23 protein-coding genes and 1 pseudogene are annotated in these 24,253 nt (G+C 63.7%); 22 read left to right on the top strand and 2 right to left on the bottom strand.

Annotated elements, in window-relative coordinates:
* From B2994_RS01975 to B2994_RS01900, 16 genes and pseudogenes are all read left to right on the top strand, one after another.
* Positions 1-389, top strand: a pseudogene (locus B2994_RS01975) (hypothetical protein); the annotation flags it as partial.
* A 61-nt stretch (positions 390-450) separates the two neighbouring features.
* Positions 451-1,545 carry an N-acetyl-gamma-glutamyl-phosphate reductase gene (argC, locus tag B2994_RS01970; RefSeq protein ID WP_291526723.1) on the top strand — a complete coding sequence of 365 codons (1,095 nt, stop codon included), beginning with the start codon at positions 451-453 and terminating at the stop codon, positions 1,543-1,545.
* Positions 1,542-2,714 carry a bifunctional glutamate N-acetyltransferase/amino-acid acetyltransferase ArgJ gene (argJ, locus tag B2994_RS01965; protein WP_291526722.1) on the top strand — a complete coding sequence of 391 codons (1,173 nt, stop codon included), beginning with the start codon at positions 1,542-1,544 and terminating at the stop codon, positions 2,712-2,714. The genes argC and argJ overlap by 4 nt, the downstream gene beginning before the upstream one ends.
* Before the next feature lie 33 nt (positions 2,715-2,747).
* Positions 2,748-3,707: an acetylglutamate kinase gene (argB, locus tag B2994_RS01960; RefSeq protein WP_291526721.1), complete on the top strand. Its 960-nt coding sequence runs from the start codon at positions 2,748-2,750 to the stop codon at positions 3,705-3,707.
* Entirely contained in the window at positions 3,691-4,983 is a 1,293-nt protein-coding gene (locus B2994_RS01955; RefSeq protein ID WP_291526720.1) for an acetylornithine transaminase, read from the top strand. The genes argB and B2994_RS01955 overlap by 17 nt, the downstream gene beginning before the upstream one ends.
* A 75-nt stretch (positions 4,984-5,058) precedes the next feature.
* The gene (gene argF / locus B2994_RS01950; RefSeq protein ID WP_291526719.1) at positions 5,059-6,033 is read left to right on the top strand and encodes an ornithine carbamoyltransferase; all 975 of its coding nucleotides are present in this window, start codon (positions 5,059-5,061) and stop codon (positions 6,031-6,033) included.
* Positions 6,034-6,050: 17 nt separating this feature from the next.
* Positions 6,051-6,593: an arginine repressor gene (locus B2994_RS01945; protein WP_291526718.1), complete on the top strand. Its 543-nt coding sequence runs from the start codon at positions 6,051-6,053 to the stop codon at positions 6,591-6,593.
* A 64-nt stretch (positions 6,594-6,657) separates the two neighbouring features.
* Entirely contained in the window at positions 6,658-7,896 is a 1,239-nt protein-coding gene (locus tag B2994_RS01940) for an argininosuccinate synthase (RefSeq protein ID WP_291526717.1), read from the top strand.
* Between the two features lie 127 nt (positions 7,897-8,023).
* Entirely contained in the window at positions 8,024-9,502 is a 1,479-nt protein-coding gene (gene argH, locus B2994_RS01935; protein WP_291526716.1) for an argininosuccinate lyase, read from the top strand.
* A 174-nt stretch (positions 9,503-9,676) separates the two neighbouring features.
* Positions 9,677-10,183, top strand: coding sequence for an HD domain-containing protein (locus B2994_RS01930; RefSeq protein ID WP_291526731.1), 507 nt, complete (start codon positions 9,677-9,679; stop codon positions 10,181-10,183).
* On the top strand, positions 10,180-10,923 hold the full coding sequence (locus B2994_RS01925; protein WP_291526715.1) for a putative ABC transporter permease: 744 nt from the start codon (positions 10,180-10,182) through the stop codon (positions 10,921-10,923). The genes B2994_RS01930 and B2994_RS01925 overlap by 4 nt, the downstream gene beginning before the upstream one ends.
* Positions 10,924-11,070: 147 nt before the next feature.
* The gene (gene tyrS / locus B2994_RS01920) at positions 11,071-12,387 is read left to right on the top strand and encodes a tyrosine--tRNA ligase (RefSeq protein ID WP_291526714.1); all 1,317 of its coding nucleotides are present in this window, start codon (positions 11,071-11,073) and stop codon (positions 12,385-12,387) included.
* Positions 12,388-12,459: 72 nt separating this feature from the next.
* Complete coding sequence (locus B2994_RS01915) at positions 12,460-14,118, top strand: tetratricopeptide repeat protein (RefSeq protein ID WP_291526713.1); 1,659 nt, start codon at positions 12,460-12,462, stop codon at positions 14,116-14,118.
* A gap of 8 nt (positions 14,119-14,126) precedes the next feature.
* Positions 14,127-15,197 (top strand): HAD-IIA family hydrolase, encoded by a 1,071-nt coding sequence (locus B2994_RS01910; protein ID WP_291526712.1) that lies wholly within the window; start codon positions 14,127-14,129, stop codon positions 15,195-15,197.
* Positions 15,194-15,358 (top strand): hypothetical protein, encoded by a 165-nt coding sequence (locus tag B2994_RS01905; protein WP_291526711.1) that lies wholly within the window; start codon positions 15,194-15,196, stop codon positions 15,356-15,358. The genes B2994_RS01910 and B2994_RS01905 overlap by 4 nt, the downstream gene beginning before the upstream one ends.
* Before the next feature lies 1 nt (position 15,359).
* Positions 15,360-16,121, top strand: a complete 762-nt coding sequence (locus tag B2994_RS01900) for a TlyA family RNA methyltransferase (RefSeq protein WP_291526710.1) — start codon at positions 15,360-15,362, stop codon at positions 16,119-16,121.
* Between the two features lie 69 nt (positions 16,122-16,190).
* Here the strand turns inward: B2994_RS01900 and B2994_RS01895 are convergent, their stop codons facing one another.
* Entirely contained in the window at positions 16,191-16,862 is a 672-nt protein-coding gene (locus B2994_RS01895) for a hypothetical protein (protein ID WP_291526709.1), read from the bottom strand.
* A 209-nt stretch (positions 16,863-17,071) separates the two neighbouring features.
* Here B2994_RS01895 and B2994_RS01890 point away from each other — a divergent pair, with 209 nt between their 5' ends.
* The 3 genes from B2994_RS01890 to B2994_RS01880 are packed head-to-tail and all read left to right on the top strand — an operon-like array spanning position 17,072 to position 20,386.
* Entirely contained in the window at positions 17,072-17,980 is a 909-nt protein-coding gene (locus B2994_RS01890) for an NAD kinase (RefSeq protein WP_291526708.1), read from the top strand.
* Complete coding sequence (recN, locus tag B2994_RS01885; RefSeq protein WP_291526707.1) at positions 17,973-19,724, top strand: DNA repair protein RecN; 1,752 nt, start codon at positions 17,973-17,975, stop codon at positions 19,722-19,724. Before B2994_RS01890 ends, recN begins: the two co-directional genes overlap by 8 nt.
* Positions 19,721-20,386, top strand: a complete 666-nt coding sequence (locus tag B2994_RS01880; RefSeq protein ID WP_291526706.1) for an HAD family hydrolase — start codon at positions 19,721-19,723, stop codon at positions 20,384-20,386. The genes recN and B2994_RS01880 overlap by 4 nt, the downstream gene beginning before the upstream one ends.
* Positions 20,387-20,459: 73 nt before the next feature.
* On the opposite strand, the gene B2994_RS01875 is transcribed toward B2994_RS01880, so the two are convergent.
* Positions 20,460-21,077, bottom strand: coding sequence for a GNAT family N-acetyltransferase (locus tag B2994_RS01875; RefSeq protein ID WP_291526705.1), 618 nt, complete (start codon positions 21,075-21,077; stop codon positions 20,460-20,462).
* A 305-nt stretch (positions 21,078-21,382) separates the two neighbouring features.
* Here B2994_RS01875 and B2994_RS01870 point away from each other — a divergent pair, with 305 nt between their 5' ends.
* The 3 genes from B2994_RS01870 (at position 21,383) to clpX (ending at position 24,170) form a co-directional block, all read left to right on the top strand.
* Entirely contained in the window at positions 21,383-21,976 is a 594-nt protein-coding gene (locus B2994_RS01870; RefSeq protein WP_291526730.1) for an ATP-dependent Clp protease proteolytic subunit, read from the top strand.
* A 22-nt stretch (positions 21,977-21,998) separates the two neighbouring features.
* Entirely contained in the window at positions 21,999-22,646 is a 648-nt protein-coding gene (locus B2994_RS01865) for an ATP-dependent Clp protease proteolytic subunit (protein ID WP_291526704.1), read from the top strand.
* Between the two features lie 174 nt (positions 22,647-22,820).
* Positions 22,821-24,170 (top strand): ATP-dependent Clp protease ATP-binding subunit ClpX, encoded by a 1,350-nt coding sequence (clpX, locus tag B2994_RS01860; protein WP_291526703.1) that lies wholly within the window; start codon positions 22,821-22,823, stop codon positions 24,168-24,170.
* Positions 24,171-24,253 lie beyond the last annotated feature (83 nt).

Raw genomic sequence — 24,253 nt, 5'->3', positions numbered from 1 at the left:
CGAATATGCGATTCGGCCAGCCGCCGCAGAACGGCCGTCAACTGAGTCGCATGTCGCGGCGTTACGGCATCGACTTGGATGATCCGCGTCAGAATCCGCTGTACGGGCACTGGGATCCCTATGCGGTGATCGCCTTCGTCGTCGCGCTGCTGTTCTCCAATATGCCAATCCTGCCGGCGGTGATCGGGGCGCTGGCCATGTGGCGCACCCGGACCTTCCATATGAAGGGGTTCGGGTTGGCTCTTGCCGCGGTTATCGTCAACGTGCTCACGTCGCTGGTGGTGCTGTGGGCCGCCTACAACGGCATGAGCCTGACCGATATGGCGTTGCAGCTGTACGGGCTTGATGGCGGCGGCTCGCAATCCGGAGGCGACACGCAGACTGCATAGTTATGCATTGGTCTGCATAGCGCGTATACTTATGCAAGTATTCATGAACAAAGGACGTGATATGGCGAAGTATACGGTTGCGGTGGCCGGGGCCACGGGATATGCCGGCGGGGAGGCTTTGAGGATCCTTGCGGCGCATCCTGATTTCGAGGTCACCTGCGTGGCGGGTCATTCCTCGGTGGGGGAGAAGATGGGCGCGCATATGCCCCATATTCCCCAATTGGCTGATCTGACTGTTGAAGACACCACACCCGAGGTGCTCAATGGTCATGACGTGATTGTGCTGGCGTTGCCGCATGGCGCATCCGGCAAGCTTGCCTCCCAGCTTGATCCCAATGCCGTCGTCGTCGATCTTGGGGCCGATCATCGTCTTGAGGAGCGATCCGCCTGGGATGAGTTCTACGGCGGGGACTTCTATGAGCATTGGACTTATGGCATGCCGGAACTCATCACCGGCACGCATGCCGACGGTTCGTATGCGCGTCAGCGCGAGGCCCTGCCCGGCGTCAGGCGCATCGCCGGTCCGGGGTGCAATGTGACGGCGACCACGCTGGCGCTGCAGCCGGGTGTGGCGGAGGGTCTGGTCGAGCGCACCGACATCGTCGCCGATCTCGTCGTGGGCTATTCCGGCGCGGGCAAGGCGCTGAAGCGCACCAATCTGCTCGCCGCCGAGGCGCTGCAGTCCGCATTGCCGTATGGCGTGGGCGGAACCCATCGCCATATTCCCGAAATCCTGCAGAACTTCGCTCATGCGGCGGGGCTGGACGCCGCCGAGGCGAATGAGTTCACCCTGTCGTTCACCCCGGTTTTGGCGCCGATGTCACGCGGAATCCTGGCTTGCGTGTCCGCCAGGATGACCGACAAGGCGTTGTCGATGAGCGATGACGATATCCGCGCCGTTTGGGAGCGTGCCTATGCCGGCCAGGACTTCATGGTGGTGCTGCCCAAGGGCACGCTGCCTGCCACCGGCAACATCATCGGTTCCAACGCCGCGCATATTCAGGTTGTCACGGACCGCAAGTCCGGCCGCGTCATCGCGTTCGCCGCGATCGACAACCTCAATCGCGGTACGGCCGGACAGGCCGTGCAGTCGCTGAACATCGCCCTGGGGCTTCCCGAAGATCAGGGCCTGACCAAGATTGGAGTGGCACCGTGAGTGTAACCTTCGCATCGGGATTCCGCGCGGCCGGCGTCAAGGCCGGCATTTCCGCCGTTGCCGGCAAAAAGGATCTGGCTTTGGTGGTCAATGACGGCCCGCTTGATGTGGCCGCCGGCGTGTTCACCCCAAATCGATTCTGCGCGGCTCCCGTGCAGTGGTCCCGCGCCGCCGTGGCGGACGGGCATGTCAAGGCCGTGATTCTCAACTCCGGTGGCGCCAATGCATGCACCGGCCAGCCGGGCTACCGGCAGTCGGAGCAAACCGCCCAGACCGTCGCCTCCCTGCTCGGCGTGCCGGCGGACGAGGTGGCTGTGTGCTCCACCGGTCTGATCGGCGAGCTGCTGCCTCTCGACCATGTGCTGGCGGGCGCCCGCGCCGCCTATCAGGCGCTTGACGATACGGCGCAGGCCGGCGCCGACGCCTCCCATGCCATCATGACCACCGACACCAAAGCGAAAACCGTGACGTTGGAAGGTTCCAATGGCTGGAAGCTTGGCGGCATGGTGAAGGGGTCAGGCATGATCGCCCCGCAGCTTGCCACGATGCTGTGCGTGATCACCACCGACGCGGTCGTCGATCCCGCGTTGGCCAGGGAGGCGCTGTCGGCCGGAACGGAGACCTCGTTCAACCGCATTGATGTGGATGGGTGCCAATCCACCAACGACACCGTGCTGCTGCTGGCGTCCGGGGCGTCGGGCGTGACCGCGGATCCGAGCGAATTCAAGACCTTGGTCGCCCGGGCCTGCGCTTCGTTGGCGCGTCAGATCGTCGGCGACGGGGAAGGTGCCAGCCATGATATCCGCATCACCGTTGCCGGGGCGACCAGCGAAGAGGCCGCATTGGCCTGCGGTCGGGCCGTGGCGGCCTCCAATCTGCTCAAATGCGCGATCAGCGGCAATGATCCGAATTGGGGTCGTATCGTCAGCTCGCTGGGCACCGTGCCGGCGAACGTCGCTCCATACGACGCCGAACAGGTTACCGTCGATGTGAACGGCGTGCGCATCTGCGAGCACGGGGGCGCCGGACGCGACCGTTCCGAGGTCGATATGACCCCCCGTGAGGTGCACATCGACATCGATCTCAACGCCGGAGACGCCGAGGCCACCGTGTGGACCGACGACCTCACTCACGAATACGTCCATATCAACGCGGATTACGAAAGCTGAATCCAGAAAGACTTGCAAAGGAGGGAACGGTTCATGGCAGAAGTCAAGGGACCGGGGTTCCACTTCGACGTGCATACGGATTTGCGCGCCGACCAGAAAGCCGAGGTGCTGATCGAGGCGCTTCCCTGGCTTGAGGAGTTTGCGGGACAGCGCATTGTTGTGAAATACGGCGGCAACGCCATGGTGGACGAGCATCTCAAGCAGTGCTTCGCCGAGGACATGGTGTTCCTTCGCCAAGTCGGCCTGCACCCCGTGGTGGTCCACGGCGGCGGCCCCCAGATCTCCAAGATGCTCAAGGCATTGAACATCGAATCGGAATTCAAGGGTGGCCTGCGGGTCACCACGCCGGAGGCCATGGATGTGGTGCGCATGGTCCTGACCGGCAAGGTATCGCGCGAGCTGGTTGGTCTCATCAACGCGCACGGTCCGTTGGCGGTCGGCCTGTCCGGTGAGGACGGCGGCTTGTTCTCGGCCATGCAGCGCAAGCCGATTATCGACGGCAAGCCCACCGATATCGGCCTGGTCGGCGACGTGGTGTCGGTGGACGCCTCCGCCGTGGAGGATCTGATCAACGCCGGGCGCATCCCGGTGGTCTCGTCGGTGGCACCGAACGAGGATGACGCCACCGAAGTGCTGAACGTGAACGCCGACTCGGCCGCCGCCGCCCTGGCCGCCGCCGTCGGCGCGCGCAAGCTGGTGATTCTCACCGACGTGGATGGCCTGTACGCCGATTGGCCCGATAAGAACTCGTTGATCGGCCGCATCGGCGTCGAGAACCTGCGCGATATGCTGCCTGATCTGGAATCCGGCATGAGGCCCAAGATGGAGGCCTGCGTCAGGGCCATTGACGGAGGCGTTCCGCAGGCGCATATCATCGACGGACGCAAGCCGCATTCCATTTTGAACGAGATCTTTACGACTGCCGGCATCGGCACGATGGTCGTTCCTGAAGACGGCATGGAAATGAGGAGTTCCTATGGCTACACCAACTGAACAGCTCGGTCCCGAGGACGCCAAGTGGCTCGGGGAATATCGCGATGTCCACATGAACGTGTTCGGCACCCCACTGCGCGTCATGGATCACGGCAAGGGTACCCGCCTGTGGGATGCCGACGGCAACGAATACCTCGACTTCCTTGGCGGCATCGCGGTTAACGCCCTTGGCTACGCGCATCCGGCATGGGTCGCCGCCGTGGCCGATCAGGCCGGCAAGGTCGCGCATGTCAGCAACTATTTTGCCACGGAACCGCAGATCGAGTTGGCGGCCAAGCTCGTGAAGCTCGCCGGCGCGCCGGAAGGCTCGCATGTCTACTTTGGCAATTCCGGGGCCGAGGGCAACGAGGCGGCTCTGAAACTGGCGAAGCTGTACGGTCGCACATTACATGGCGCACTGCCGGACGTCGGCGGCAAGCCGGCCCGCATCCTCGCGCTGACTCATGGTTTCCACGGTCGCACGCTCGGCGCGCTGTCCGCCACCTGGAAGCCGACGATTCGCAAGCAGTACGAGCCGCTGGTGCCGGCCATCGAGTTCGTCGAGGCCGGTGATTACGACGCCATGCACGACGCCTTCGCCCAGACGGGCGTCGGTGAGCATGCCAAGGGCCCGGTGGCCGCGGTGATCATGGAGCTCATTCAGGGTGAAGCCGGTGTCAGGCCGTTGGGTGCCGATTATGTGCGTCAGGTGCGCGAGCTGTGCGACAGGAACCATGCGCTGCTCATCTTCGACGAGGTGCAGACGGGCATTGGTCGTACGGGGACCTGGTTCGCCTTTCAGCGCGAGGATCTTTCCGGTGGCGTCATCCCCGATGCCGTCACCTTCGCCAAAGGTGTCGCCGGAGGCTTCCCCATGGGCGGTCTGATCGCCTTCGGCTCGAAGCTGTCCGCGTTGTTCACCCCGGGTTCCCACGGATCCACCTTCGCAGGCAACCCGTTGGGCGCCGCAGCCGCGCTGGCCACGCTGAACGTGATCGAGCATGACGGATTGCTGGTCAACGCCGAGGAGCGTGGGCGTCAGCTGCGTGAGGGCCTTGATTCCTGCGGCAATCCGCTGTACGTATCCACGCGCGGTCGCGGCTTGCTTGACGCCGTCGAGCTTTCCCATCCCTGCTCGCATGCGCTGGCGAATTGGGCTCTTGAACATGGCCTGATCGTCAACGCCGTCGCGCCGGACGCCCTGCGTTTCGCTCCGCCGCTGGTGGTAAGCGCCGGGGACGTCGATCAGTGCGTGTCGATTCTCGCGCAGGCGCCTGGGAACTTGCCGAACGACTGAGCGTCGGGCCTCGATCGCCGTCGTGTCTAGAACGTATCCATCATCAATCGAACGATCATTACAAGGAGAACTACCATGACCGGTCAGCTGCGCCATATGCTGCGCGATGACGATGTGAATCATGAGGAACAGAAGCAGATCCTCGAGCTTGGTATGCGCTTCCGCGAGAACCGCTTCTATTCTCGCCCCTTTGAAGGTCCCCAGGCCGTCGCGGTGCTGTTTGACAAGCCGAGCACCCGCACGCGTTCCAGCTTCTCCATCGGCGTCGCCGAACTGGGCGGATATCCGTTGGTTATCGACAAGTCGAGCTCGCAGCTCGGGCGAGGGGAGCCGGTGGCCGACACCGCGCGCGTGCTGACGCATATGGCGTATGGCATTGTGTGGCGCACCTTCGGCCAGGAGCGTGTCGAGGAGATGGCGAAGTACGCCACATGCCCGGTGGTGAATGCGCTGACCGACCAGTTCCACCCCTGCCAGATACTGGCCGATTTCCTTACCATCGCGCAGTTCCGAGGCGGTGTGGATGCGTTGAAGGGCAAGACCATCGCCTATGTGGGCGATGCCGCCAACAACATGTCGAACTCCTATCTGCTCGGAGGCGCCGTTGCCGGTATGCATGTGCGTGTGGCCGGCCCTTACGGCTATCTGCCCGATCCGGCCATTGTGTCCGACGCCGAGCGCATCGCGGCCGAGAACGGCGGTTCCATTCTGGTGACCACCGATGCAAAAGAGGCGGTGAAGGACGCCGACTGCGTGTTCACCGACACCTGGGTGTCGATGGGCGAGGAGGCCGAGTATGCCATTCGCTCCAAGCCGTTCTGGGATTATCAGGTGAATGACGAGCTGATGGCCCTGGCCAAGCCCGATGCGTTGTTCCAGCACTGCCTGCCCGCCTACCGCGGCAAGGAAGTCACCGCCTCGGTGATCGACGGCAAGCAGTCCGTGGTCTGGGACGAGGCGGAAAACCGCCTGCATGCGCAGAAGGCTTTACTGACATGGCTGGTGGCTCAGCAGCGCGGCGACAGCAGCCTGCTGGGTGACGTCGCCTGATCAGGGCGTTGTCGAAGATGAGCAATCAGGCTTCGAGTCCGTTGCAGCGGCCGAGTTCGCGCGCCGCACGGCATAGCGCGATTGAGGCCGCTCTCGCCTCGCATGTCATCACGTCGCAGCAGCAGCTCTCCGAAGTGCTGTCCGAGGAGGGTATCGAGGCGACCCAGGCCACACTGAGCCGTGATCTTGACGAGATTCACGCGATCAAAGTGCGCAGGCCGGACGGCACCACCGCCTATGCCACGCCAAGCATGGTCGATGAGGTGACGCAGGGGTTCGTTTCCGAGGCGATGGCGAGTCAGCAGGTCGCCCGGGTGTTGAACGGATTGATCACCTCGGTCGCCGCGGCGCGCAACCTCATCGTGGTGCATACGCCATCGGGGGCGGCGCAGTATGTGGCGTCCGTCATAGACAAGCAACCGTTGAGCAATATTCTCGGCACCATCGCCGGTGATGATACGGTGCTGGTGATCGCCGACGGCGACGAATCCGCACGCGATCGGGCGACATGGCTGCTTGACATGGCCTCGAAGTCCCCGTCGCCGACACGCCGTGCATAAATATACAGACATATGCATATACTCGAAGTCATCGCAGTAACGCCGCATATGAGAAAGGCTTGACATGGCAGACAACAATCGCCTTGTTCTGGCGTATTCCGGTGGTCTTGATACCTCGGTCGCCATTTCGTATCTTAAGGAGCGCACCGGCAAGGATGTCGTCGCCGTATCCCTCGATGTCGGCCAGGGCGGCGAGAGCCTGGAGACCATCAAGGCCCGTGCGCTGGCGTGCGGCGCGGTCGAGGCGTATGTCGTCGACGCCCGCGATGAATTCGCCAACGAGTACTGCATGAAGGCCCTGAAGGCCAATGCCATGTACGAGGGCGTCTATCCGCTGGTTTCCGCCATCTCCCGCCCGCTGATCTCCAAGCATCTGGTGCGCGCCGCCCATCAGTTCGGCGCCGACACCATCTCCCATGGCTGCACTGGCAAGGGCAACGACCAGGTGCGCTTCGAGGTTTCCATCGCATCCATCGACCCGACGCTCAAGGCCATCAGCCCGATCCGCGACCTGTCCCTGACTCGCGATGTGGAAATCGCGTTCGCCAAGGAGCACAAGCTGCCGATCGAGCAGACCGAGAAGAGCCCGTACTCCATCGACCAGAACGTGTGGGGTCGCGCCATCGAGACCGGCTTCCTTGAGGACCCGTGGAACGCCCCCACCAAGGACTGCTACACCTACACCGACGATCCGGCCTTCCCGCCGGTCGAGGATGAGGTGACCATCGAGTTCAGGCAGGGCGTTCCGGTGAAGATCGACGGCCGCGACGTCACCCCGCTTCAGGCCATTGAGGAAATGAACCGCCGCGCCGGCGCCCAGGGCATTGGCCGTATCGATCTGATCGAAGACCGTCTGGTCGGCATCAAGTCCCGCGAGCTGTACGAAGCGCCGGGCGCAGTGGCCCTGATCGCCGCCCATCAGGAGCTTGAGAACTGCTGCCTCGAGCGCGAGCAGCACCGCATCAAGCGTGACATCGACAAGCGTTGGGCCGAGTTGGTGTACGACGCCCAGTGGTTCTCGCCGGCCACCCAGTCCCTGAACGCCTTCATCGAGGACACGCAGAAGTATGTCTCCGGTGAGATTCGCATGACCTTGCACGGTGGCCGTGCAGTGGTGACCGGACGTCGTTCCGACGCGTCCCTCTACGACTACAAGCTGGCGACCTACGATTCCGGCGACACCTTCGATCAGAAGTCCTCCAACGGCTTTATCGACATCTATGGTCTGCCGTCCCGCGTGGCCGCCGCCCGCGACGTGAAGTTCGGCAATGGCATCGAGGTGCCCGACAACACCGTCGAGTGATCGCGTCGCCATGCATGCGGATGGCGTGCGGATGGGCAAGGGTTCCGGTCGTTCGGGGCCCTTGTCCTGTTTTTTATACAGTCCAAGCCCTTTCTCCGAGGGAACACATACCGGTAAGGTGGAACTCATGACCGAACATACTGCTTCAGAACATCTCGCCCTGTGGGGCGGCCGCTTCACTTCCGGGCCATCTCCGGAACTCGCCCGACTGTCCAAATCCACCCAATTCGATTGGCGTTTGGCCGACGATGACATCGCAGGCTCCCGCGCCCACGCCCGTGCGCTTGGCCGCGCCGGACTGCTCACCGATGACGAGCTTCAGCGCATGGAGGCGGCTCTTGACGAGTTGCAGCGTCGCGTCGACGACGGCAGTTTCGCCCCCATTGAGGACGATGAGGACGAGGCCACCGCTCTTGAACGCGGCCTCATCGACATCGCCGGTGACGAACTGGGTGGCAAGCTGCGCGCGGGACGCTCCCGCAACGACCAGATCGCATGCCTGATTCGCATGTGGCTGCGGCGTCACGCCCGTGTCGTCGCAGGGGAGCTCCTCGGCCTGGTCAATGCGCTGATCGCGCAGTCGGAACGAGCCGGCACCACCGTCATGCCTGGGCGCACCCATATGCAGCACGCCCAGCCGGTACTGCTCGCCCACCAGCTCATGGCCCACGCATGGCCGCTGATCCGCGACGTGCAGCGCCTGACCGACTGGGATCGCCGCATCAACGCCTCCCCATACGGGTCCGGCGCCCTCGCCGGCAACACCCTCGGCCTCGATCCGGAGGCGGTGGCCCATGAACTGGGCTTCGCCAAGGTGACCGATAATTCCATCGACGGCACCGCCAGCCGTGATCTGGTGGCGGAGTTCGCGTTTATCGCGGCCATGACAGGCGTTGACATCTCCCGGCTGTCCGAGGAGATCATCATTTGGAACACGCAGGAATTCGCCTTTGTCAAACTCGACGACGGCTATTCCACCGGCTCATCGATTATGCCGCAGAAGAAGAACCCCGACATCGCCGAACTCGCCCGCGGCAAGTCAGGGCGACTGATCGGGGACCTGACCGGTTTGCTCGCCACATTGAAGGGACTGCCCACCGCCTACGCCCGCGATCTGCAGGAAGACAAGGAAGCGGTCTTCGACCAGGTGGACACGCTCGAGGTGCTGCTGCCAGCCTTCACCGGCATGGTGGCCACCATGCGGTTTGATGCCGATCGTCTTGAGGCCGAGGCGCCGACCGGTTTCGCCCTGGCCACCGATATCGCGGAATGGCTTGTCAAGAACGGCGTCCCGTTCCGCCACGCGCATGAGCTTTCCGGAGCATGCGTCAAGATCGCCGAAAACCGTGGCGTCGAACTATGGGATCTGACCGATGAGGACTTCGCGGCCACATTCGAGGCCTTTCTGCCTGCCGACAAGGCGCCTCAGGTCAGGGAGGTGCTTTCCAGCCATGGGTCGGTGAACTCGCGCAACGGCAAGGGCGGCACCTCGTATGGCCGTGTCCGCGAACAGATCGTGGACGCCAAGGCCCAAGTCGAGGAGCTCAAGGTGTTTGCCGACTCCACGTCGGATGGTTCCGCATACCGCGCCCCCGGCACGTTCTAGGCGCCCGGCCCGGATGCACCGGACCGGCCGGATCCTCCCCCCGTGAATCATACGTGGGGGAGGGGGGCGGCCGAGCCGAGCGATCATCCATGCGAACGATGCCGGACCTCGGCCATATATCGTAGAATCATCGAGGGAAGGCAACGGATTGCAAGGGACGGGTCTTTGGGACAGCTGCTGACGCGTAGACGGATTCAATCGCTGGTCGAGTATTACGGCCACGAGATCATCAACCATGAGCATATGGCCATAGAACGCCGCTGCCTCCAGCATGGGAGCGTGAGCACCTTCGCCCATTCCATCCGCGTGGCATGCCTGGCGGTGTGGCTTGCCGATCGTCTGCATGCGTGGCGCCACGTTGACGCGAGGTCGCTGGTCCGTGCGGCATTGCTGCACGACTATTTCCTGTATGACTGGCATGACGACGACAATGGCGCGCATCGACTGCACGGGTTCACCCACGGCCGTGCCGCATTGAGGAACGCCCGGCGCGACTTCAAGCTGAATCGCATCGAGGCGGACAGCATCGAGCGTCACATGTTCCCCCTGACGCCGATGCCGCCCCGACATCTTGAGGGCTATCTGATCACTGTCGCGGATAAGATCAGCGCTACGTGCGAAACCCTGTCGCCTAGCCGATTCCACAAGCCGGGGACGTTTCGTCGGGGGACGCGGCGATGAGCCGGGTGATCGTCCTGGAGCACATCTTCCTCTGGGTGATGTGCTATAGCCTCATCGGCTGGATCTACGAGTCCATCGTCGTTTCTGTGCAGGAGCGTCGCCTGGTGAATCGAGGCTTCCTGATCGGGCCGATCTGTCCGATTTACGGAGTGGGTGCCGTGGGCGCCGCCCTGCTGCTCACCCCGCTGCGCAATACCGTCGCGCTGTTCGTGTGCGGGGCCTTGCTTGCCAGCGCGCTGGAATATGCCACATCGTGGTCTTTGGAGCGCCTGTTCGGCGCCCGATGGTGGGACTACTCGCAGTACCGGTTCAACATCAATGGTCGTGTTTGCCTGCCGGGAGCGCTGATATTCGGACTGTTCACCGTCATTGTGGTCAAATGGGTTCAGCCGGTTGTGCGAGTGGCCACCGCCGCCGTGCCCGAAGCGGCGATTCACTGCTCGGCGGTGGCGATCGCCGTGCTGCTGGCCGTCGACATCGCGGTGACGGTCGGCGCGATGCAGAGTTTCCGCAACAAGGTGGATGAACTGCAGCGAATGGTCTGCGCGTATGGTGATTCGGCCAGGTCCATGGTGGGCGGGTCGGCCCAGCGGTTGCGCGCCGCGGCCGATCGGGTGCTCAACCGTCAGCAGAAGCGCATGCTCCGGGCCTTTCCGCATCTGACTCCCGTCAATCACAAGGAGCTTGTCGCCCAGCTGCGCGACGCCGTCGAACAGACCTTTCGTTCGCCGAAACGGTGACCGGTCCGGTTCCGGAACGATTCACGAGGTGTGCTTGCCCCATCCGCGACTGGTGGGGCGCCGCACTGTCGGCCTCTGCTGAGAGACTGGGGAAGCCCTGTAACGGGCGGCAATGCATAACAATTCGATAGGGAGTAGCGACCTTTTATGGCTCACGTCACCGATTTCAAGGAAGCGGGATTCGACAACCTGCTTGATGAACTGGAATGGCGCGGGTTGATTTCCCAGTCAACGGACCGGGATCGACTCGCCAAAGCGCTGAACGGTGAGCCCATCACGTATTATTGCGGTTTCGATCCGACCGCCGCCTCCCTGCACATCGGCAATCTGGTGCAGTTGATCAACATGCGCCATCTGCAGCTGGCCGGACATCATCCGATCGCCCTGGTGGGAGGCGCCACCGGTTTGATCGGCGATCCGCGCCAGTCCGGCGAACGCACCTTGAACCCCAAGGACGTGGTGGCCGGATGGGCTGAGCGTCTGAAGCGCCAGATCGGCGGCATTCTCGAAACCGAAGGCGACAACCCGGTGCGGTTCGTGTCCAACTACGATTGGACGGCCCGGATGAGCGTCATCGATTTTCTGCGTGACGTGGGCAAGAACTTCCGACTCGGTACGATGCTGGCAAAGGACACCGTGGCGCGCCGCCTGAATTCGGAGGAGGGCATTTCCTTCACCGAGTTCAGCTATCAGGTGCTGCAGGGCAACGACTTCCTGCACCTGTTCGACGAATTCGGATGCATGCTCGAGTTGGGCGGCTCCGACCAGTGGGGCAACCTGACGTCAGGCCTCGACCTGATCCACAAGGTGCGCGGCGTGGACGTCAACGTGTTCACCAGCCCCATCATCACTGATGCCCAGGGCAAGAAGTTCGGCAAGTCCGAGGGCAACGCCATATGGCTGGACGGCTCCATGCTCAGCCCCTACAAGTTCTACCAGTTCTGGCTGAATCGTCCGGATGCGGAGATGGAGAACCTGCTGAAGGTGTTCACCTTCCTGCCTCGCACCGAGATCGAGCGTCTGGTCGAGCAGACCGGCTCCAATCCCGGCGCTCGCGAGGCGCAGCGCACGCTGGCTTGGGAAGTCACCAGCTTCGTGCATGGCGAGGCGGCCACCCAGGCTGCGATCGATGCGTCGGCGGCCTTGTTCGGCCGCGGCGATCTGGCGGCCATCGACGAGGCCACGCTCGAGTCGGCCGTGGAGGGCATGCGCGTTGCGGACGGACACGGCGGCCTCGCGTTGCCTCGCGTTGCGGTGGGTGATCGCGTGGTCGACGCAGCTCAGGCTGCAGGATTGTTCAAATCCGTTTCCGAGGCGCGTCGAGCCATCAAAGCCGGCGGGGTGTATCTCAACAACGCTCGTGTGACGGACGAGGATGCCACTTTGCAGGATGACGATTTTCTGTCCGGACGTTTCGCCCTGATCCGTCGTGGCAAGAAGGCCCTTGGCGCAGTCGAGCGCTAGCTAATAGACATTCGGACCCAGTAACTCAGGTGCCGCCCGCTACGGGCACGGCGCAGTAAAGGAATGGAATATATGGCAGAAGGTAATGAGCATTCCGGCTCTTCATTTGGCGGCGGTCGCGAATACGGACACGGTGGCCGGGGAGGCCACGGCGGCTACCGTGGCAATGGCGGCCGTGGGTTCCGTCGCGACGGTGAGCATGGTGGGAACCGCCGTGATGGTGAGCGTGGCGGGTTCCGTCGTGACGGCGGACATGGTGGCCGTGACGGGTTCCGTGGTCATGACCGCGGCGGGTACAAGCCCCGTTTCCATCGCGATGGCGATCGTAATTTCCGTGATCGCGACTTCCATGATCACGACGGGGAGCAGATGACCCGCGATTCCGGGCATGAAACCGGACGCGGCGACCGTCGGGACTTCCATAACGATCGTCGTGACGGCAACCGGGACTTCCGCCGCGGCGGGAATCCCCGCTATAACGGCAACGGTCGTTTCGGGCAAGACGATCGTCGCGACAATCGGCATGCTGAGCGTCGTGACGATCATCGCGACTTCAACCGTGACGGTCGTCGCGATGACCGTGGTCCGCGTCGCGACTATGATCGTAACGACCGCAGCCGCGGTCATGTGGACGAGCAAGGCGAATTCCATGAGAATCGCCGTGGCGGCGCACACTGGGACAAGGCCCGTCGCAATTCCGACGGAACCATCTCCTTCCCCTCGCAGAATCCGTATACCGATCCTCGCCCGGGCGAGCCGAAGATGCCCAAGGGCATGGAATGGTACATGCTGTCCAAGGACGAAAAGGAGCGCCTGCGCGGCCTGAGCAAGGAGCATGCCGAGAACATCGGCCTGCATATGCTGGCCGCCTACTCCCTTGAGGAGTCCGATCCCGCGCTGGCGCTTGAACATGCCAAGTGGATCGCCCACCAGGCTTCCCGTATCGACATGGCGCGCGAGACCCTCGCGTTCATCGCCTACCGTCAGGGCAACTACAAGCTGGCGCTGCGTGAGTTCCGCACCGCGTTCCGTATGAATGGGTATTTGGATTATCTGCCGTTCATCGCCGATTGCGAGCGTGGCACCGGCAATCCGAAGAAAGCCGTCGAGGTGGCCACCGGAGACGAGGCCAAGCAGCTGCGCGGCGAGTCCAAGGCGGAGATGTTCCTGGTGTATGCCGGCGCCCTGTCCGATCTGGGCATGTGGGCCAAGGCCGCTGAGATCGCGGGCACCGTGGCCAGGGCCAAGGGGCTGTCGGGCGAGTATCGCATGCGCGCCGTGCAGGCCGAACAGTACTTCCTCGAACAGGATGGACGGCCGGATGACGCCGCCAAGCTCGACACCCTGCTCGACAAGCTGGAGGAGGCCTACGCCGAGGTCGACGAGGATGACGAAAACGCCGAGGACGTGGTCATTGACTATGATCTGGCCGACTTCTCTGATGATCAGCTCGACAAGCTGGGCATCAGCGAAGATGAGGCGCAGTACGCGCCCGACGATGATGACGAGGACGGCTCTGAATCCGAAGATGAGGGTGATTCCGATTCCGAGGACGATCCCGAATCCAACGGCGATGAGGGCGGTCCGGACAATGACGAGGTCGCGGCTTCCGACGGATCCGACGATTCCGATGGATCTGACGGAGCGAACGACTCCGACTCCGCCGCGGCGGCTTCCGAATCCGATGGCGACGAGGACGGTTCCGCATCGTCCGAGTCCGATGCCGAATAGCGACCATAATGACCCGGTTTCTCAAAGGCCTGGCCACTTCGGTGGCCCGGTCCTATGATCTGGCGCTACTGGACCTGGATGGTGTGGTGTATCGCGGCGGCGACGCGGTTCCACATGCGGCCGAGGCGATTCGCGCGGCCGAAGCGGCGGGCATGACCATTGAGTACACCACCAATAACTCGTCGCGTTTTCAACATGTGGTGGCCGACCAGTTGCGCGGCTTCGGTCTGGATGTGGCCGACTGGCAGGTCATCACCTCATCGGTGGTGGCCGCCCGCATGGTTGCGCGGCATGTGCCGCAAGGTGCCAAGGTGCTGACCATCGGATCGTCGCATCTTGCCGAGGAGGTCCGTCGCAACGGGCTTGAACCCGTGACGAGCGTTGACGACGATCCCCGGGCGGTGATTCAGGGCTGGTATCCGGAAATGCCGTGGGCCGCGTTGGCGCAGGCCGCCTATGCCGTTGAGCGGGGCGCCGCATATTTCGTAACCAACCGCGACCTGACGATTCCACGGGCGAAGGGCATTGCCCCGGGTTGCGGGTCGCTGGTGAATGCGGTGATCGAAGCCACGGGCATCCAACCGGTGGGTTCCGCCGGCAAACCCGAGTCCGCCATGTATGACGAGGCCCGTATGCTGCACGCCGGCGGTGCGGCGCCGGTGCCTCAGGAACGCGCCATAGCGATCGGGGATCGGTTGGACACCGATATCGAGGCCGGCAATCGCGGTGGCTATGATTCCATGGTGGTGCTGACCGGCGTCGCCGATCCGCTGCAGCTGATGCTCGCTCCGGCCCATCTGAGGCCGACGTTCATCGCGCGCAATCTCATCGGACTGAATCGCAGCCATCCGGCGCCCCGGCGCCAACGGTCGACGGAACAGCCGGTATGGCGCTGCGGCCGTCAGCAGGCGACGATCCATGCCGATGGGCGCGTGACGGTGAGCGACGAAACCAGCCTAGATGCGCTGCGGGCCGCCTGCTGTCTGGCCTGGGACCTGGCTGATGCCGGTCATGCTCCGGAGGCCGGGGATCTGCCGTCATTCCGCATCGATCCCGGGTCGGGGGAGGAGAACCTGTGAGCGACCAACGGCAACAGGAACCGTCGCGACGCGACCCGCTCGACGTGCGGTATCCGGATCTCGCCGGCATCGACGTCCTGGACGACGAGCATCGCCTCGACGCGCTTGACAGGACGCTGGACACTTTGCGACGCGAACTGAATGATCAACGGCAATCCTGATATGAGCGGCATCGACCATAACACCGCCGGCCGGCTCGATATGATGCTGGTGTCGGCGAGGCTGGTGAGTTCGCGGTCCAAGGCGCAGCGGCTCATCAGGACGGGCAAGGTAACGGTTGACGGCAGAGTCGTCACCAAACCCTCGGCGGTCGTCTCCGGTATGGCGCCGCTTCGCGTGGATAAGGGCGAGGACTATGTGTCGAGGGGCGCATACAAGCTGATCGGCGCGTTCGACACCTTCGGCCCGCTCGGTCTGCCCGAGCCGCGGGGACGGCACTGTCTGGACATTGGCGCGTCCACCGGCGGGTTCACCGATGTGCTCCTGAGGCGCGGCGCCGCGCAGGTTATCGCGCTGGACGTGGGACATGGCCAACTTGATCCCCACATCGCTTCGGATTCCCGCGTCATCGAGATGAGCGGCACGAATATTCGCGACGTGCAGGTCGATGACCTTCCCTATCGGCCCGACTGCATCGTGTCGGATGTGTCGTTCATCTCGCTGACGTATGTGCTGGGCCCCATCGCCCGTCTGGCCGCGCCGCATGCCCAAGTCGTGCTGCTCGTCAAACCGCAGTTCGAGGTGGGACGGCAGGGCCTGGGAAAGAACGGCATCGTCGAGGACGCGTCGTTGCGAGCCAAGGCGCTTGACGATGTGATGCGGTGCGCGCGGTCGCATGGGCTGGCGGTACGCGGTCATACAGTCTCGCCGATCGAAGGCGCGCACGGCAATGTGGAGTACCTGCTGTGGCTCACGATGCGGTGACAGCTCGTCCGGCATGTCAGACGCCGTCCGACGGGCCGTCCCCGGTTTTGCATCGTGGGGGGCGAACTGCTAGTCCGCGTAACGCCGTTCGCATCCGCCTGACACGGCGCCCACGGAGACGCTGCGGTCCAGGACCAGGGTGTCCAGGCACCGGATGCTCCGTACGACGGTGGATCCCAGCAGCGTGGCGTTGCGCGCCGACACCTTGACGCAATCCACGTCCTTGGCGTTGAGCGTCAGACAGCGGATGCTGCCGATGACGCTGCGATGGTTGTAGGGCTGAAAGCACTGCCATCGCAGCATCATGGTGTCGAGAGGGCGGATCAGCACGGTTGTCGTCGCCTGCAGCGCGCCCATTTCGGCATAGCCGGTGACGGTCACCTCGCGGGCGTGGATCCGCTGCGGCTTGCGCAGTACCCCGGCCACATCCAGACAATCCTCGACACGCAGCGACCCTCCGACCTCGAGAATGCCGGTGAACTGCATCCGATTGGCGCGCACGTCGCCGGCGACGCGCATGTCGCCGCTGCCATTGAGGCATGTGACCCCTATCGAACCGGTGGCGGTCACGGCACCGTCCACCGTGAGTATGTTGCCGGTCAGATGGTGGGCGTCAAGCGATCCATGGACCTCCAGCAGGTCGAAGAACACGCCATCCTTGAACGCGGCTTTGCCGATGACTGTGACGCGGCCGTAATGACCGGGTTCGACAACCATGTCGTTGAAGACGCTTAAATCCATGGGACCCCCTACCCCCAGTTTTTCGGATAGTGCCGCCAACATGCAATCCCAGCATATAATCCCCGCGCCACCACCATGTTTCGTGTTTGCGGAAGGTTCCGCGGGAGGGCGCGGCGCGAATGGCGACCCGGGCCGCCTGGTCGTGCGGTTGCGCGGTGCGGACGCGAACCCGCTAGGATTGGTGGGGGAGCCGGACGAAAGGAGCTTTCATGAGCATGCGCCGCGCCGTGGTGGTCACCCATCAGCGTCTTCGGGCCAGCGGCACCATCGTCGCCGAAGTCGTTGCCCAGTTGCGCCAGGTGGGGTTTGACGTGAGCATCGTCGACAACCTCGAAGCCCCTGATTTCGCGGTGACGCCCCCAGTGGTGGCGGACGATACCGAGATCGTGGTGGTGCTGGGCGGCGACGGCACCATTTTGCGCGCGGCGGAATTGGTGCACTGCACCAGCGTGCCGATCCTCGGCATCAATATGGGGCACGTCGGATTCCTCGCCGAATTCGAAAGCTTCCAGCTGGCCGAGGCCATTCGGCGGGTGGCCGAACACGATTACATGATCGACGAGCGCATGATCGCCCATGTGGACGTGTGGCTTCCCGGTGCCACGTCGCCATTGGGGGATTGGGCGTTGAACGACATCACCATCGAGCGCGCCGACAGGGGCAAGATGGTTGAGCTGTCGATCAGGGTGGATGATGTGGAGATGAGCTCGTTCGGCTGCGATGGCGTCATCGTGTCGACGCCAACCGGTTCCACCGCCTACGCGTTCTCCGCCGGGGGGCCTATTATCTGGCCGAACGTCAAGGCGCTGCAATTGGTGCCGCTGGCCGCCCATGCGCTGTTCGCCCGGCCGCTGGTGATTGGCTCCGGCTCGACGTTCAGCCTTGACGTGCTGGAGAATTCCACGTCGGCCGGCTGGATTTGCTGCGACGGGCGGCGTCAGCGCGAATTGCCGCGTGGCACGCGCGTGAACGTGCGCCAGTCACGCGACACCCTGCGGCTGGCGAGGCTGTCCGGCGCGCCGTTCACCGAACGTCTGGTCACGAAATTCGATTTGCCGGTGGTCGGCTGGCGTGAGCAGAGGCAGAGACGGGAGACGGGGGGACGGACCAATGCTTGAGGAACTGGAGATCCACGATCTCGGCCCGATTCGCCGGGCCATGCTCGAACCGTCCGCCGGCATGACCGCCATCACCGGGGAAACCGGCGCGGGAAAATCGATGCTGCTGAACGCCATACGGCTGATTTCCGGCGGGCAAAGCGACGTCGCCCGCATCAGCGCCGGCGCCGACGCCACATGGGTGCAGGGTGTCTTTGACGTCACCGGCAATGAGTCCGCCAGAACGGCGGCGCGGCAGACGGGGGTCGGCGACGATGACGGCGAGCTGTTCCTCACGCGTTCGATCCCTGCGTCGGGACGCTCCCGTGCCATGCTCAATGGTCGCGGCGTGCCGAAGGGTGTGCTGGCCGGCATTGCGGAGGAGCTGGTGACCATCCACGGCCAGATGGATCAGTTGCGCATCGCCTCGCCGTCCCGGCAACGCGACTATCTTGACGCGTATGCCGGCAATGACGCGGCTCGTGCCGACTATGCCGGGGCGTGGCGCGCGCTGCGCGACATGGACGACAGGCTCTCCCGCCTTGAAGGTCAGCTGGCCAGTGCGAATCAGCGCCTCGACTATTTGAAGGACGCGACGTCCCGCATCGACCGCGTGGATCCCCATCACGGCGAGGATGAGGAGCTACGGGCGAAACGCGACCGCGCCCAGCACGCTGAAGCCATCGCACGGGGCATCGGCGAGGCGCTGGGGGCGTTGGATCCCGGTCGGATGGATTTCGACGGCGGCGAGGCCCAGGGTGTCGTCCAGCTGCTCGGACGGGCGGCCACTGCATTGCGGGGCATCGGTTTGGGCGGCGCATTCGACCAGTCGGCCGACCAGCTCGAGGCGATGACCGACGACATCTCCGATATGGTGGTGACCCTGAGCGGACAGTTGGACGACGAGGACGAAGGCGTGGATCTTGACGCGCTGAACGGGCGCATCCATGACCTCGACGAGCTGACGAGGCGCTGGGGGCCGACGCTGGACGACGTGATCGCCTGGCGGGAGCAGGCGCGGCTGGAACTTGAGGATTTGGACGCCAGCCCGGACCGGATCGAGGCGCTGCGACGCGAACGTGCCAAGCTCGCCGCCGCCGCCGTTCGCTCGGCCAAGGCACTGCATGCCTCTCGGCTTGCCGCCGGCAAGGCGCTGGCGGTAACGGTGAACGAGGAGCTGGGCGGGCTGGCGATGGCCGGTGCCGAACTTCGCATCGAGGTGAAGGCGCGCATCGCGACGAAGAGCCAGGATCCGGCCTCGGCGCTGGACGCCCATGGATGCGATGACGTCGCGCTGCTGTTCGCCGCGTTCCCCGGGGCGCCTTGGCTGCCGATGGGCAAAAGCGCGTCGGGGGGCGAACTGAGCCGATTGATGCTGGCGCTGGAACTGGCGATGGCCGAACGTTCCGATCGCGATTGCGAGACGGGGGCCGCGCCTTCGATGACCTTCATATTCGATGAGGTGGACGCCGGTGTGGGGGGCAAGTCGGCGGTTCGTCTAGGCCGTCGGCTTGCCGCGTTGGCGCAGTCCAATCAGGTGATTGTGGTGACGCATCTGGCGCAGGTCGCCTCGTGGGCGGACAAGCAGATCGTGGTGAGCAAGGCCTACGGCGATTCGCGGGACGGTGGCGTCGCCACCGAAGTGCATGAGGTGTCCGGAGAGGACCGTGTCGCCGAGATAGCCCGCATGCTGGCCGGCAGCGAGTCGGCGGCGTCGCTCGACCACGCCCGTGAACTGCTCGAATCATCAAGGACCGTGTCATGACGGAACTGGTTAACGCCGGCAAGGCCGCTATTTTCGATTTGGATGGCACGCTGCTCGACTCGATGGGCGTGTGGGACCAGGTTGACGTCGATTCGCTTGCCAAGCGGGGAGTCGACGTTCCGGACGATTACATGACCGCGGTGTGCGCCATGCAGTTCCGGCAGATCGCCGAATACACCATTGCGCGATTTGGCCTGGACGATACGCCCGAACAGCTGATGGCGGAATGGGATGACATGGCGCGCACCGCCTATGCCACTGTCGTCGAGGCGAAGCCGCATGCCAGGGAATACCTGCGGGATCTCAAGGCGAGAGGCGCCAAGCTTGCCGTGGCCACGTCGCTTCCGCCGAGCCTCAGGGAGCCGGCCATGGAGCATGTGGGCATTCTGGGTTTTTTTGACGTCCAGGTGAGCGTGGACGACGCGGGGGGCGTGGGCAAGGACCGGCCCGACGTCTATATGCTGGCGGCCAGGAGGCTTGGCGTGGATCCTGCGGACTGCACGGTGTTCGAAGACCTGTTGGCGGGTATGCGCTCGGCGAAGTCGGTGGGCATGAGTGTATGGGCCGTGCATGACGACTCCTCGAACCGGGATTGGCCCGCGATCTGCGATCTGGTCGACGGCGTGCTCTTCGATTTCGATCGAGCGCCGCGCAGGCTTTGAGTACCCTTCGTCGTTGCTCCTCGTTCTTCCGGCCGCAGTGACGCGTGGCGTGGATGAGCCGACTCGGCGCCTGTCAGCGCCTCGACAGTCGGTCGGACGGGGCGGTCGGCTCGAACCGCTGCCTTTCGAGCGCCTCGCCCCGCGCGCGGGCGTCGAGCTCGGCGTCGGCGCGGTGGACAAGATCCGCGGTGCGCGCCTGGTAGATCACAGCGTCGTAGACGTGTCCGTCGCGTTCCACGGCGTGTTCGCGGCGGCTGTGCGCGACGAAGCCCAGGGACTCGCACATATGACGCGCGCGGAGGTTGAACGCCCACACGTTGGCGGTGATGGTGGAGGCCCTCAGCTGGCTGTCGGCGAGGCGGATGCCCAGCCGCATGGCGCATGAGCCGTATCCGCGATCCTGGAAGTACGGGCCGATGAGCACGACCAGCGTGGCGTTGCGCTCCGGATCCTTGCATCCGAAACCGGCTATGTGACCGACGGGCAGGCCGCTCGGGTCGATGATGGTGCGCCCGAAGCTTTCGGATGTGTCCTCGTCGCTGAGCCTGTGGAAGGCCTCGTCGATGCGGCTTGCCGGATAGTCCTCCACGGTGGCGCGCAACCCATCGGCGATGATGCGGTCGTTCCACCAGGTTTCAAAATAACGGTAGTCGTCGTCCTCGGTTTTGCGCAGTGAGACAGTCGTTGTCATCGGGAGGCCCCCATAAGTCCATTGAATGAAGTTCCATTTTCAATTGTAGGAAATGGAAGGTGAAGGAAGGCATGACGTCACATTGCGATTCGGTGAATAAATCGGCCTGCGCCCGGGCTTGGGATGCTGCGGGGCGATCCGCGGCGCTTCGAAGGACGGGCGGCTTCTCCGCTTCATCGATCCGGTACGCTGCACGCCGAAAAAGGGGCCAAATATCGCCCTGAGTCGCTTGAGGGCGCTAATCTGAACATGTTTGTGAAGTTCAAGAAGGAGACAAGGTGAGCGATTTTGCAACCCTGCCCATGATGGCCGGCGAGGAGGCTCCCGCTGGGCCCATGGATCCGATTTTCAACCGACTGCTGAAGGACCGCATCATCTGGCTCGGCGAGGAAGTGGCCGATGCCATGGCCAACCGCATCTGCGCCCAGCTGCTGATGCTGGCGGCCGAGGATCCCAAGAAGGACATCTGGCTGTACATCAACTCCCCAGGCGGTTCGATCACCGCCGGCATGGCCATCTATGACACCATGCAGCTGATCGAGCCCGACGTGGCGACTGTGGGTCTGGGCATGTGCGCCTCGATGGGCCAGTTCCTGCTGAGCTCCGGCACGAAGGGCAAGCGGTTCCTGACCAGCCATGCCCGCGTGCTGATGCATCAGCCGTCCGGCGGCGTGGGCGGCACCACCACCGATGTGCGCATCAATGCCCAGCTCATCATGGACATGAAGAAGACCATGGCCGAGCTGACCGCCGAACAGACCGGCCATACGGTGGAGGAGATCTACCGTGACAACGAATACGACCACTGGTACACCGCTCAGCAGGCGCTGGAGTATGGCTTCGTCGACAAGCTCGTCACCACGGCCGGCTCGATGAGCGCCGAGCAGCAGAACGCCTGAGCGAAGGAAGGGAGCACTATCAATGGCAAGTGAAGAAGCCCGGTTCGTCGCCCGCGCCCAGCGTCTGGCGGGTCCGCAGGCCCGGTACATCCTGCCGCAGTTCGAGGAGAAGACGCCGTACGGCTACAAGCGCCAGGATCCGTACACCCGTCTGTTCGAAGACCGCATCATCTTCATGGGCGTGCAGGTGGACGACACGTCCGCCGACGACATCATGGCCCAGCTGCTGGTGCTTGAGTCGCAGGACCCCAACCGCGACGTGATGATGTACATCAATTCGCCCGGAGGTTCCATGACCGCCATGACCGCCATCTACGACACCATGCAGTACATCAAGCCCGATGTGGCCACCGTCTGCCTCGGCCAGGCGGCTTCCGCCGCGGCGATTCTGCTGGCGGCGGGCGCCAGCGGCAAGCGGCTGATGCTGCCCAACGCGCGTGTGCTGATCCACCAGCCCGCCATGGGGCAGGATTTCGGCAAGGCGACCGAGATCGAATTGCAGGCCAAGGAAATGATTCGTCTGCGTGAATGGCTCGAGAACACACTGGCCAAGCACACCGGGCAGGATCCTGAGAAGATCCGCAAGGACATCGAGGTGGACACCATCCTCACCGCGCAGCAGGCCAAGGACTACGGCATTGTCGACGAGGTGCTCGAGCACCGCAAGTAGCGGCATGCGCCAGGGGCGCGGTCGGCAAGTGCCGGTCCCGCCTCGATATTCGGCGAAACAAGCCGGCCAGTTTTCCTATTGCGTGGAACTGGCCGGCTTGCCTCGTATCGACGGGGTGTCGCGTCCCGGGGCCGAGTCGGCCCTATGCGAGGATTGGGGGTATGGAGACGGCTCATGACACGAGTGATTGATTACGGCGACGATGTGCCGCGTTGCGCGTTCTGCAGTAAAACCGAGCGCCAGGTGAAGAAGCTGGTCACCGGGCCGAATTGCTCCATCTGCGATGAGTGCATTGCGCTGTGCGTCCAGATCATCTCCCAGGCTGGGGCCGACGACGCCCGGTCGCGTCTGATCGACCTGCCGAAGCCCCATGAGATCTTCGACTATCTCAACCGCTTTGTCATAGGGCAGGAGGCCGCCAAGCGAACACTCTCCGTCGCTGTATACAACCACTACAAGCGCGTCAATATGAAGCTGAGCGACGCCTCGGGCTCCGGGCCCGCCGGGCGGACGGGGGAGTTGCGCGACGATTCATTGAAGAACGTCGAGGTCGCCAAATCGAATATCCTGCTCATAGGACCCACCGGTGTGGGCAAAACCTATCTGGCCTCCACGCTGGCCAGAATCCTGCGCGTGCCGTTCGTCGTCGCCGACGCCACTGCTCTGACCGAGGCCGGATATGTGGGCGATGATGTGGAAACCGTGCTGCAGCGGCTGATCGACGCGGCCGACGGCGATGCGGATCGCGCCGGGCACGGCATCGTCTATATCGACGAGATCGACAAGATAGCGCGCAAGAGCGGCGAAAACACCTCCATCACCCGCGACGTGTCCGGCGAAGGCGTCCAGCAGGCGCTGCTGAAGATCCTGGAGGGCACCGTCGCCTCGGTGCCGTTGGAGGGCGCGCGCAAGCACCGCGATCAGGAGTACGCGCGGATCGACACGCATGACATTCTCTTTATCTGCGCCGGTGCGTTTGCCGGGCTGTCGGATGTCGTCCGAACGCGTCTGGGACGGCGCACCAGCGGATTCGGCACACCGTGGGATGACGCGCGGGAGATCGGCGGCCATGATGTCCTGGAGCGTGCCAATGCGGACGATCTGATCGAGTTCGGCCTGCTGCCGGAGTTCGTCGGTCGCCTGCCCGTGGTGAGCGTGCTGGACGATCTGTCCGTCGATGATCTCGCCAGGATCCTCACCGAGCCGGTCAACGCGCTTACCAAACAGTATCGTGCGTTGTTCGCGGTCGACGGCGTGGAGCTGGAGTTTACGCCCGCCGCGGTCCATGCGATTGCGCAGACCGCCGTCGAGCGCGGTGCAGGCGCCCGGGGACTGCGCTCGATCATTGAGCGCGCGCTGGAATCGACGATGTTCACGCTGCCCGACCGTGACGATGTCGACGTCGTGGTGGTTGATGTCGACGCCGTGACGGGTGACGGCGCTCCGAAACTGATGCGGCGCGATCGGTCGGCGCATGTGCCGGCTCGTTCGATGGATCGTATCGCGGATCGTAAAACGGCGTGACACGCCGGGTTGCAGATTCGTGAACAGTGGGTAATATGTACGGAGTTGCCTCAAAGACAACATGCGCCAGTAGCCCAGCGGAT

Origin of the sequence: Bifidobacterium sp. UBA744 (assembly GCA_002298605.1) — a bacterium.
Lineage (GTDB): Bacteria > Actinomycetota > Actinomycetes > Actinomycetales > Bifidobacteriaceae > Bifidobacterium.
Note: the sequence above shows the minus strand (reverse complement) of the source record. Positions and strands in the feature narration are given on the sequence as shown.

Bases quoted from the DNA above. Each gene is read 5' to 3' on its own strand.
- B2994_RS01925 (WP_291526715.1), top strand. From the start codon at position 10,180: ATGAGCCGGGTGATCGTCCTGGAGCACATCTTCCTCTGGGTGATGTGC.
- B2994_RS01870 (WP_291526730.1), top strand. From the start codon at position 21,383: ATGGCCGGCGAGGAGGCTCCCGCTGGGCCCATGGATCCGATTTTCAAC.
- B2994_RS01940 (WP_291526717.1), top strand. From the start codon at position 6,658: ATGGCAGACAACAATCGCCTTGTTCTGGCGTATTCCGGTGGTCTTGAT.
- B2994_RS01895 (WP_291526709.1), bottom strand. From the start codon at position 16,862: ATGGATTTAAGCGTCTTCAACGACATGGTTGTCGAACCCGGTCATTAC.
- B2994_RS01900 (WP_291526710.1), top strand. From the start codon at position 15,360: ATGAGCGGCATCGACCATAACACCGCCGGCCGGCTCGATATGATGCTG.
- argC (WP_291526723.1), top strand. From the start codon at position 451: ATGGCGAAGTATACGGTTGCGGTGGCCGGGGCCACGGGATATGCCGGC.
- recN (WP_291526707.1), top strand. From the start codon at position 17,973: ATGCTTGAGGAACTGGAGATCCACGATCTCGGCCCGATTCGCCGGGCC.
- B2994_RS01880 (WP_291526706.1), top strand. From the start codon at position 19,721: ATGACGGAACTGGTTAACGCCGGCAAGGCCGCTATTTTCGATTTGGAT.
- argF (WP_291526719.1), top strand. From the start codon at position 5,059: ATGACCGGTCAGCTGCGCCATATGCTGCGCGATGACGATGTGAATCAT.
- B2994_RS01890 (WP_291526708.1), top strand. From the start codon at position 17,072: ATGAGCATGCGCCGCGCCGTGGTGGTCACCCATCAGCGTCTTCGGGCC.
- argH (WP_291526716.1), top strand. From the start codon at position 8,024: ATGACCGAACATACTGCTTCAGAACATCTCGCCCTGTGGGGCGGCCGC.
- argB (WP_291526721.1), top strand. From the start codon at position 2,748: ATGGCAGAAGTCAAGGGACCGGGGTTCCACTTCGACGTGCATACGGAT.
- B2994_RS01915 (WP_291526713.1), top strand. From the start codon at position 12,460: ATGGCAGAAGGTAATGAGCATTCCGGCTCTTCATTTGGCGGCGGTCGC.
- clpX (WP_291526703.1), top strand. From the start codon at position 22,821: ATGACACGAGTGATTGATTACGGCGACGATGTGCCGCGTTGCGCGTTC.
- B2994_RS01955 (WP_291526720.1), top strand. From the start codon at position 3,691: ATGGCTACACCAACTGAACAGCTCGGTCCCGAGGACGCCAAGTGGCTC.
- B2994_RS01875 (WP_291526705.1), bottom strand. From the start codon at position 21,077: ATGACAACGACTGTCTCACTGCGCAAAACCGAGGACGACGACTACCGT.
- B2994_RS01910 (WP_291526712.1), top strand. From the start codon at position 14,127: ATGACCCGGTTTCTCAAAGGCCTGGCCACTTCGGTGGCCCGGTCCTAT.
- tyrS (WP_291526714.1), top strand. From the start codon at position 11,071: ATGGCTCACGTCACCGATTTCAAGGAAGCGGGATTCGACAACCTGCTT.
- B2994_RS01945 (WP_291526718.1), top strand. From the start codon at position 6,051: ATGAGCAATCAGGCTTCGAGTCCGTTGCAGCGGCCGAGTTCGCGCGCC.
- B2994_RS01865 (WP_291526704.1), top strand. From the start codon at position 21,999: ATGGCAAGTGAAGAAGCCCGGTTCGTCGCCCGCGCCCAGCGTCTGGCG.